The sequence below is a fragment of the Ignavibacteria bacterium genome (genome assembly GCA_025612375.1).
GTDB lineage: Bacteria > Bacteroidota > Ignavibacteria > Ignavibacteriales > SURF-24 > JAAXKN01.
The window spans coordinates 22695-32078 of the sequence record JAAXKN010000046.1; the positions used below are offsets into that span (position 1 = coordinate 22695).

Sequence of the window (9384 nt, forward strand, 5' to 3'; positions counted from 1 at the left end):
ATGTTGTTCCCGTTATTCATACCCAGGGTTATAAATCCTCTAAAGGGGAATTATAACCCTGGGCTACAGATATAAAACCGCTCGCGCGGTTTTTTTATTGGATGTATTAGTGTTCAGAAACCTTTTCCAGAACCTCTCCGCTCAGCTTCATATTGTGTGATGCCAGAGCCATATCGCCCAGTGAGCAGATGCCTACAAGCCGTTTCTGGCGGTTGAGGATGATAAGCCTCCTAATCTGGTTTTTTTCCATTGTTTCAGCCATTTTCTCAACCGGCTCATCTTCGTAGCAATAGACAACTTTTTTTGTCATAATGTCGCGGACCTTATCGGTCTTAGGGTCGTGTCCTTCGGCAGAAGACCTTATAACAATATCGCGGTCGGTTATCATTCCGATTAGTTTATCGTTTTCGTAGACCGGCAGAATTCCGCAGTCGAGCGATTTCATTTTCTGAGCCGCCTCGGCAACAGAAATTTCGGGTTTTATAATTTCCACATGCGGTGTCATAATTTCTTTAATTGTCATTTCAATCCTCCTTATAATGTTTGTTACAATACTATTCAAAAAATCGCTTAAAGTGTCAAGTGATTTCCCTGCGGGGGATTTTTTGAATACCATTGAAGTAAGGGGGAGAATATAATGCAGGGGCGGCTTTGAGCCTGTGGAGGGCAGATGGCTCATCCGCCCCTGCAGCGCATTATATTTCAAGATAAGATTACTGGACTGTTACTGTTCCTTTCATCACCTGCTGGTGCGGCCTGCAGTAATAATTGAAGGTGCCTTTTGTATCAAACTTATAGCTGAATGTGGCATTCTGGCCTATTAAGCCGCTGTCGAATTTCCCGTCGGGAGCTCCGGGAGTGCCGCTGGTTACAGTATGCTGGTAAGGGTCCTCGTTAGTCCATGTAACCGTAGTGCCGGCCGCAACTGTAATATTTGCCGGAGAAAATGCCATACTTTTCATTACCACCTGTGAAGTATTAGTACCGCCTCCGGAATTGCCGCCTCCCGGGGTGCCCGTCTGCGGGGCGGGGCTTGTGCTGTAATCGTTCTTGCTGCATCCGCCAACAGCGGCCAGGCTAAGGATAACAAAGGCAGCCAAAAGGCGGGCTTTATTCTTCATGAAATTACTTTTTATTAAACTCATATTCTCTGCTCTTCCTTTCTTTTATTGATTTCCGGTGCCCTGGTGTTCAGTTTTGAATTGCTTTAACACCCTCTCTGCGCTTTCTTATTGGATAACGGAGAAAGGAAAAGGTTACAGAGAGGGGGGGAATATATTTTTACTAAATCCGGCATTGCAAAGACTTCAGGTAAAGCTTTTGTTTTTACGGCATATCTATTATTTTAAACCCTCAAGAAAATCATTCCTATCCTATTGAAAACCAAGGAGTTGTCTATGTCGTTAAAGGCATCTGTTGTCTTTTTATTGGTCCTATTGTCATCTCACTGTTTTGCAGAGAATATCAAAAGCAAGTCCCTCGTTGATAATGCCTGGAAGGCATGGCAGAAAAATGATCATGAGCTGGTCAGGGAAAGCTTTCTTAATGCAATTAAAGAAGACCCCAAGAACACCCACGCATACTGGGGCCTTGCTTTTATGTACTCGCTTGAAGGCAAACATCAGAATGCCTGGGAAACATTTAAAAAAGCTCTTGAAATTGAACCCTCACCATTTCCTTATTTATACCCCATAATGTACTCCAGCTCTGTTTACGGAAAGGAACTGGCAAACCCTGAGATAGTGGAATGGTACAAAAAACTCATAGAAAATCCCGATCCTATGGGAATCCTTAAGGCAATGGCCTATGAAAGGCTGGGCAAGTACTATGTTTCCAAAAGGAATTTTGAGGAATCGGAAAAGTATTTTAAAGGGATTAATTCAATAAACGACTGGATGCTTATAGGGCCTTTTGACAACATATCCGCTTCGGGCTACGACAAGGCTTACGCTCCTGAGAACGAATATGCGCCAGGGAAAACTTATTCCGGGCAGAACGGAGTTCCCGCAAAGTGGATCAAGCTTCCGATGGCAAGAAGGGACCGCTGGATAGATTTTACGCGTTTTTATTCGCAGTCGAACGCGGTTTTTTACGGTAACACATTTATTTATTCGCCCAAAAAGCAGAGGGTGCAGCTAAGGATAGGCACCTCGGGATTTCTGCGCGCCTTCTTAAATGACGCTCTGGCAATTGACATTTTTGAAGAACGCAACAACGACCTCGACACGTACATTGCGGAAGTGGATCTTCAGGAGGGGTGGAACAGGCTTCTTGTCAAGTGCGGCTCGGCCGAAATAACAAGCTGCAACTTTCTTGTCCGCATTACCGATGATAAGGGTGCAAGTGTAGACGGCCTGAAGTATTCTTCTGAAGAGCAATCGTACAGCAGAACAAACTCCGCTAATGCTAAAATGGTATCCAATTTTGCAGAAGATTTCTTCAGCGAAAAAGTAAAAACAGATCCTGAAGAGCCGGAGAACTATATGTTTCTTGCCGAGTCGTATCTGAGGAACGATAAGTCGGTTGAGGCTGAAATGGTGCTTAAAGAGGCCATAAGGAAATTTCCCGACTGCATGCTGTTCTACCACAAGATAACTGAAGCCTACTTAAGAGGTAAAAAGAACGACGAAATGGAAACAGCTTACGAGAAAATATTCTCGACTGATAAGTACATTCCTGATGTGCTGGTTTATAAAATTGACCAGTACATGAAAAACGAAGAGTATGACAAAGCCTCCGAAGTAATTGATATGCTGGCAAAAGCCGCACCCGGTTCAATGGAGCTGCTTGCAGAAGAGATAGGTCTTGCGGCAAAAAGAAACCAGATTGAGAAGATCGTGGAGATTAATGTAGAGGCCTGCAAGAAATATCCTTCTGATTATAATTTTGCTTACCTGGATGCGGCAATAAAGTATCAGAAAGAAAAAAGCAATCAGGATGCTGTTAATGTTCTTGAAGAGTTCATGAAGATAAATTACCATAACAGCGCCCTTTATACAATTGCCCAGTATTACCTTCAGGCATCGGATATAGCCAACTGGGATAAATACATGAACCTGCTGATTGAGTATGAACTGGCTTCTCCCGGCTATTATTACTCCAAAGCAAAAACATATTATTCCATGCGCCAGTACGACAAGGCTGAAGCTGAAATTATGAAGGCGCTGGAGTTATGTAATAACAGCTCACTTTACTGGAGCCAGCTTGGCGAAATTTACAGAATGAAAAATGAAAAGAGCCGGGCAATTGAAATGTTTAATAATGCCTTAACCTTCGACCCTTCTAATTATGAGGCGCGGGATATTATAAGGGATCTGCAGGGGAAGACTTCACTGTATCAGCATTTTGAACAGGACGATATAAATGAGCTGGTAAAGAATGCGCCGGCAAATAATGCTTACCCCAATGACGACGGCGTTGTTCTTTTGAACAGCATGAAAAGGCTCGTTTATGAAAGAGGTGCCTCAGAATCGACTGAGGAACTGCTGGTTAAGCTTTTTAACAAAAAAGGAATTGATACATATAAGGAGTACTGGGTTAACTATAATTCAGGCCAGCAGCTGATAGTGGAAAAAGCTGTTGTTATTAAAAAGGACGGAAGCGAAGTAAAAGCAGACGTTGAAGACAGCCATATTGTTTTTAAGTCGCTTGAGGAGAATGACTGCGTATACATAAAGTACCGCATAAAGAATGTTTTTGCGGGCATGCTGGCAAAGTATTACTGGGACTCATTTAATTTCAGCAGTTATTACCCGGTTAAAAAAGCAAGCTACAGTGTACTACTGGAGAACGATTCAGACTTCAAATACACTACTCAGAATATGAAAAATAAACCTGAGAAGAAGAAAACTGAAGACGGGACAATCTACAGCTGGGCGCTGAACGATCAGGAGGCATTAGCAGAAGAGTACGGCATGCCGGAACTCATTGATATCGGCAAGGTATTAACTATTTCAAACCTTCCCGACTGGAGTTTACTGGTTGACTGGTATTCGGACCTGACAAAGAATAAGACCAGGTCGAATTACGAAATAAAAGAACAGGTGAATAAACTCTTTGAAGGAAAAGCAGGGCTTTCGGAAGATGAAAAGATACAGATCATTTACGATTTCATTACAGAAAATATAAGGTACAGCAGCGTATCCTTCAGGCAGTCGGAATTGATTCCGCAGAGGGCAAGGGATGTTCTTGCCAGCAAAATTGGCGACTGCAAGGATGTAGCAACCTTATGCAAAGCCATGCTGAAGGAAGCGGGAATTAATTCTTATTATGTACTGCTCAGCACAAGCGGCAACGGAAGGTATGAGAATGTGCTGCCTTCAGTAATATTTAACCACTGCATACTGGCGGTGGAGACAAGCAAGGGTGAAAAATTTATTGACCTTACTGCAAACAATTATCCTGTTAACACTCTGCCTCTAATGGATCTGGACGCATTTTATCTTTTAATTAAGCCGGGAGTTACTTCGCCTGCAAGAATGCCTCAGAAAAGCCTGCAGGAGAGTATTTCTTCCAGGACTTCAACAGTAAGTTTTAATCCTGACGGAAGTATAAAAGTTAAATGCAATGTAAAGAAAACGGGCATAACGGGAGCTTCATACAGGGAATTATTCAGGTATATAGATAATACAGAGGCCAAGGAGAATATAACCAAGTCATTAAGCCAGTACTTCCCGAACTTAAAGCTTCTGGAATACAACTGCGGAAACCTGAATGAGTTTGAGGCACCGGCGGAGTACGATTATACATTTGAAACGCCCGACCTGGTAAGTGAAACAGGGGACTTTTCAATATTAAAGATGCCGTGGCTTGACCGTCTTAATCCTGATTACGGGTTTTCATATGAAAAGAGAAAATTCCCTTATAACCAAACCCCCGGCATCGGGAGTCTGACCGAAGAAGTCAGTGTTGTTCTGCCCGAGGGTTTTGAGCCGATGGATGCCAATAAGTCGGCCTCACTTACTTCTCCCTTTGCAGATTACACAATTGACATTGTATACCGCGACGGAGTTATACACGCAAAAAGGAGCATTACCTTTAAGAGCCAGTGTATTTCCACGGAAGATTATGCTGCCAGTAAGGATTTTTACAATAAAGTAATAAAAGAAGATTCAAAGCAGATACTGCTGAAAAAGAAGATATAGTGAAATGCCACATGGGGCAGTCCCAATATTCATTATTGCGGACTGCCCCTAAAAGGAAAATGAATGAATAAAATTTTCAAAGCATCGGACCTGTTTAACGTGCCGGACGGGACAAAGGTCGCTTCACTTTTCAGTTCAACAGACCTCTTAAGCAACGCTGCCGCCTCAAAGGAAAGCCTAAGTATTGCAATAGGCGAAATACCTCCGGGCACTAAATCCAAAATTCATGTTCATCCCGTGGTATCGCAGGTAACCTTTGTCCTGGACGGTGCAATATCCATCTATATGAAGGATAGATTTTCTTCTGAAAAATATAAGCTGGAGATGAAAAAAAGCGAGGCTGTACTTACACAGGAGGGGACATTCTTTCAGCTGGTAAATGAGTCGGACGACATCTGCCGGGTTATCTACATTGTAACGCCGGAGTTTTTATTTGAAGCTATTGATGGCGAGGTTACGTATAACGACGCAATTGTGCTGGAAGAGGATTGGGAAGATCTTGCACGGCTAAACTGGAATCCGCCGGAGCTGAAAAGTCTTAATGATGCGGCAGAAAGCAGGAAGAAAGCTTTGGAAAGGGTGCTGTTAAGAAAGAGTCCGGTAAGATAGAATCCTGGGGGTTAAAATCTTCTTCTTTCAAACGGTTTAATGCCGTTACTGCTCATGTGCTCAAGAGCTTTAATCATAATTCTGGCGCATGCCTCGGTATCTGAACCGGCCTCGTGGTGGTTTAAGGGAATGCCGAAATATTCGCACACGTTGTTTAATCGGGTGGGGCGTATATTCCAGAGCTCGCGCGAAATTTTAACCGTGCATCTGAAAGGGATTCCGGGGTAGTCGATATCATAGAGGCTGCAGCATGCCTTAAGGACACCCTCGTCGAAAGAGGAGTTATGGGCGGCAAGAAAATCCACTCCTTTGAACATTGGCCGAATATCGGGCCACAATTCTCCAAATGTCAGTTCATTTTTCACATCCTTCCATGTAATGCCATGAATGTCTGTAAAGACAAACCAGGGGCTAGGTGGCTTAATAAGGTGTGTTTGTCTTTCAACAACTTTATTATCCTCAACGCGTACAAGTCCAACTGCGCAGGCGCTGTCTCTTTTATAATTAGCGGTTTCAAAATCGATAGCCAGGAACTTCAAGGAGCCTCACATTTTTTTTGCGAAATATAAATCTTTTCAGGCATTTATGAAATGGCTTATTTAACGTGAAATCTGCTTTTGTGTTCGCTTTTAGAAAAGAGAATTCCTATTTTAATCTATTATCGGATTCATGGCCTGATGTTCTCTCAAAGTAAACTGCATACTTGTTCTGGTTTCACCATAAAATTATTTAACTTCAGGAGATGTAACATGAAAAAGATCTTTTTTGTCCTGTTAATCCTTGCCTCAGGTCTCTTTGCGCAGAGCAAACCTATTTCCGGCGAAACATTTACTGTTAGTTACAATCCGGCGCAGACAGCCGTGCTCGAACGCTCAGATGAGGTTACGCTTGTTTATGCTTTTGACTACTGGGGCAGGCAGGTAAGCGGACCCAATAATGCCTTCGATCTTTTCAGGAATGTGCAGAACCCGGATTCCGGAAGGTCATTTAAAGAGAAGATGACTAAAGAAGGTAACCTGTGGAAGGCTTCAATTAAAATACCTGAGGCGGCTTCACTCCTATCCTGGTATTTTACAGACGGAACTAAAAATGACGACAACAGGAGAAAAACATACGTCTCTTATGTCTACGACGGCAAAATGAAGCCTGTGAGGAACGCCAGATTCTCGAATGTGGATTTTATGGTCATGGCAGGGAAATCCCTGGATGAACAGATACGTGAGCTGGAGGCTGAAGTAAAGGACTTTCCGGATAACTTCACTGCAAGGTTTGCTTACCTTACAAAAAGGATGGCCAAAATAAATGATTACAGCAGCCTGCAGAAGGAAAGAAAGTTTTTCGAGAAATACTTTACAGATCTTAAAAAGAAATACAGCGATAATTACGATGTGCTTAACATTGAGGTAAGGACATACGACCAGTACATGTACTCTCTTGGAAGGATCTATAATAATGAATATATGGGTATTGACGTAATATATAAAGATCTGATCGGGAAAATACCTCCTGAAAAGATGAGTACCTATGTTAAACGCTCTTATGACAGAATTAAGAAAAATGAAGAGGGGCAGAAATTTGCAGAATCGATCGTGGGCAAGGACGCGCCGGAGTTTGAGTTTGAAACCATTAAGGGGGAGAAGATGAAGCTTTCCGACTTTAAGGGAAAATACGTTCTGCTCGATTTCTGGGGCACGTGGTGCGGCCCCTGCGTTGGCGAGATACCAAATCTTGTTAAGGCTTATAAGCAGTTTAAGGAGAAGGGTTTTGAAATTATAAGCATAAGCAGCGATTATATAAACGGGAAGAAAGATAAGGATTACCTGAAGAAATTTACGGATGAAAAGGAAATGGGCTGGAACCATGTGCTGGATAACGGCACGATCCACCAGTCGTACAGAATTAATCACTGGCCGACGCTTTATCTGGTGGATAAGAATGGGAAGGTGATTAGGAATGAGAATGTTTTACGGGGGCAGAATCTGGAGGGGACGCTGAAGGAGGTGTTGGAGTAAACGTTCGACGTTCGACGTTCTACGTTCGACGGTAAGAAATAAAAAAGCCCGCGGTGCGGGCTTTTTTATTTGGTTGAAATACTTTTGGGGGAGAGGGGGAGTTTTGATGATAGAGCGCTGAAATATTTAATGACCTTATTTGAAAGCATGCTATGTTCAAAAGCTGTGAAGAGCTGCTTTCTTAGGGCGTCAATAAATATGCATATGGTGAAGATCCCTGTGATTGTTATGACTGATGCGGGGATGAAATAGGGGGTGTTTATATACAAATCCGTGTGAAGAATGTTTTTGTATAATATGCCTCTTAAGAATATGTCTTCGTGTATTAAATATACGCCGAATGTTAATGCTGAGACTGAACAGATTATTTTAATTATGACGGTGCTCTTAATGGAGACATTTCTGAAATACATGAATAGCATTACTGAGGATAATATTACTGTTACTGAGTTGTATTCGAAAAACATGCCTGATAAGGCGTGAAAGCCGAGTGCGGTGAGGCCGAATTTGGAGGCTGTGATCATCAGCGTTAATAAAATGTAGGCGCTGAGATAATAGCCTTTTTTTATTTCGTGATTCCAGTATAGCCTTATGTATGAGGCGATAAAGTACAGGAATACAAAGTGAATGATGCTGAATCCGTTTGTCTTATCGAGTGAGAATCCGAACGGGAGCACTGTGGGCCAGAGGCTTAATACTGTAAATAGGATTATTAAGAGATTCTGAAATTGTTTTCTGCTCAGTGCGTGAATCATTATGTTAAGGAAAGGCGAAAAGATATAGAGCGCCAGATATACAGTGACAAACCAGTACTGGTTCGTTAACACAGGCACACATGCCATGGCCAGATGTTTAATTGTGAAAGGCTCAAGTCCCAGCGCTATAAGCACCAGGTAAATGGTAACTGAATAAAAGAGCACCTGAAGCCACAGGCGGATGAGTTTCTTTACCCTGAACTGCGAGGTTACGAGGAAATAGCCGCTTATTAAGATGTAGCAGTTTACGGCAACAATGCAAATGGCCTCAAGCGCCCATGCGAACGTCCAGCTGATGCCGAATGGCTGGTTTCGAACTAATCCCTCTCCGTGCGCCAGATAGTGGAGGGCTACTATCATAAGCATTGCAATTATCCTCAAGAGCTCTATGTTAGCGTCCCTGGTTTTGTTTTTCATCTGTCCCGCAGCAGTTTCCATATAATACCTGAAAGTTTTTTGGTTGCAGTATTTTATGAACGGATAGTATAAAATCACCCCGTGAAAATAGTGAATATTTTGGTAATTAAGAATTGTAATTTTTGAGGCCGAGTGGAGGATGGCGCCAGGGAGTGGTCCCTGGCGCCGCATTGGTTAATGGTTTATGCCATTCTGAGGAGGGCGCGCCGCCGCGCGCCCCTACAGAGAAATTATTGGAGGCTTATATGATTGTTTTGTACCAGGCTTTCTTTTTCTTTTTTGGCATAAGCATGGCTACTATGCCGGCGCTGACGGCGGCTGCGGCGGCTGTTTTAAGGATAAATTCCGTTCTGTTGTATTTCCAGTCGGCCTTGTAGCCGCGTTCGGCAAATATGTTAGGTACATGGGCATGGCTTATGTCGTCTATTATTCCTTCCACGGCGTTAA

Annotated in this window: 8 protein-coding genes; 3 read left to right on the forward strand and 5 right to left on the reverse strand. The window is 42.9% G+C overall.

The window, feature by feature from the left end; all coding sequences use genetic code 11:
• Positions 1-106: 106 nt before the first annotated feature.
• Positions 107-523, reverse strand: a complete 417-nt coding sequence (locus HF312_18770) for a CBS domain-containing protein (protein MCU7522266.1) — start codon at positions 521-523, stop codon at positions 107-109.
• Between the two features lie 190 nt (positions 524-713).
• Entirely contained in the window at positions 714-1100 is a 387-nt protein-coding gene (locus HF312_18775) for a cupredoxin family copper-binding protein (GenBank protein ID MCU7522267.1), read from the reverse strand.
• A 297-nt stretch (positions 1101-1397) separates the two neighbouring features.
• On the opposite strand from HF312_18775, the gene HF312_18780 reads away from it, so the two are divergent.
• Positions 1398-5144 (forward strand): DUF3857 domain-containing protein, encoded by a 3747-nt coding sequence (locus HF312_18780; GenBank protein ID MCU7522268.1) that lies wholly within the window; start codon positions 1398-1400, stop codon positions 5142-5144.
• Between the two features lie 63 nt (positions 5145-5207).
• Positions 5208-5753, forward strand: a complete 546-nt coding sequence (locus tag HF312_18785) for a cupin domain-containing protein (GenBank protein ID MCU7522269.1) — start codon at positions 5208-5210, stop codon at positions 5751-5753.
• 11 nt (positions 5754-5764) lie between these two features.
• Here HF312_18785 and HF312_18790 read toward each other — a convergent pair whose 3' ends face one another.
• A complete protein-coding gene (locus tag HF312_18790; protein MCU7522270.1) occupies positions 5765-6292 on the reverse strand; it encodes a 3'-5' exonuclease in 528 nt (175 codons plus the stop codon).
• 210 nt (positions 6293-6502) lie between these two features.
• Here HF312_18790 and HF312_18795 point away from each other — a divergent pair, with 210 nt between their 5' ends.
• Positions 6503-7765 carry a redoxin domain-containing protein gene (locus tag HF312_18795; protein MCU7522271.1) on the forward strand — a complete coding sequence of 421 codons (1263 nt, stop codon included), beginning with the start codon at positions 6503-6505 and terminating at the stop codon, positions 7763-7765.
• A 65-nt stretch (positions 7766-7830) separates the two neighbouring features.
• Here the strand turns inward: HF312_18795 and HF312_18800 are convergent, their stop codons facing one another.
• Complete coding sequence (locus HF312_18800) at positions 7831-8937, reverse strand: acyltransferase (GenBank protein ID MCU7522272.1); 1107 nt, start codon at positions 8935-8937, stop codon at positions 7831-7833.
• Positions 8938-9178: 241 nt separating this feature from the next.
• The coding region (locus tag HF312_18805) for a hypothetical protein (GenBank protein MCU7522273.1) at positions 9179-9384 on the reverse strand (206 nt) is incomplete at its 5' end.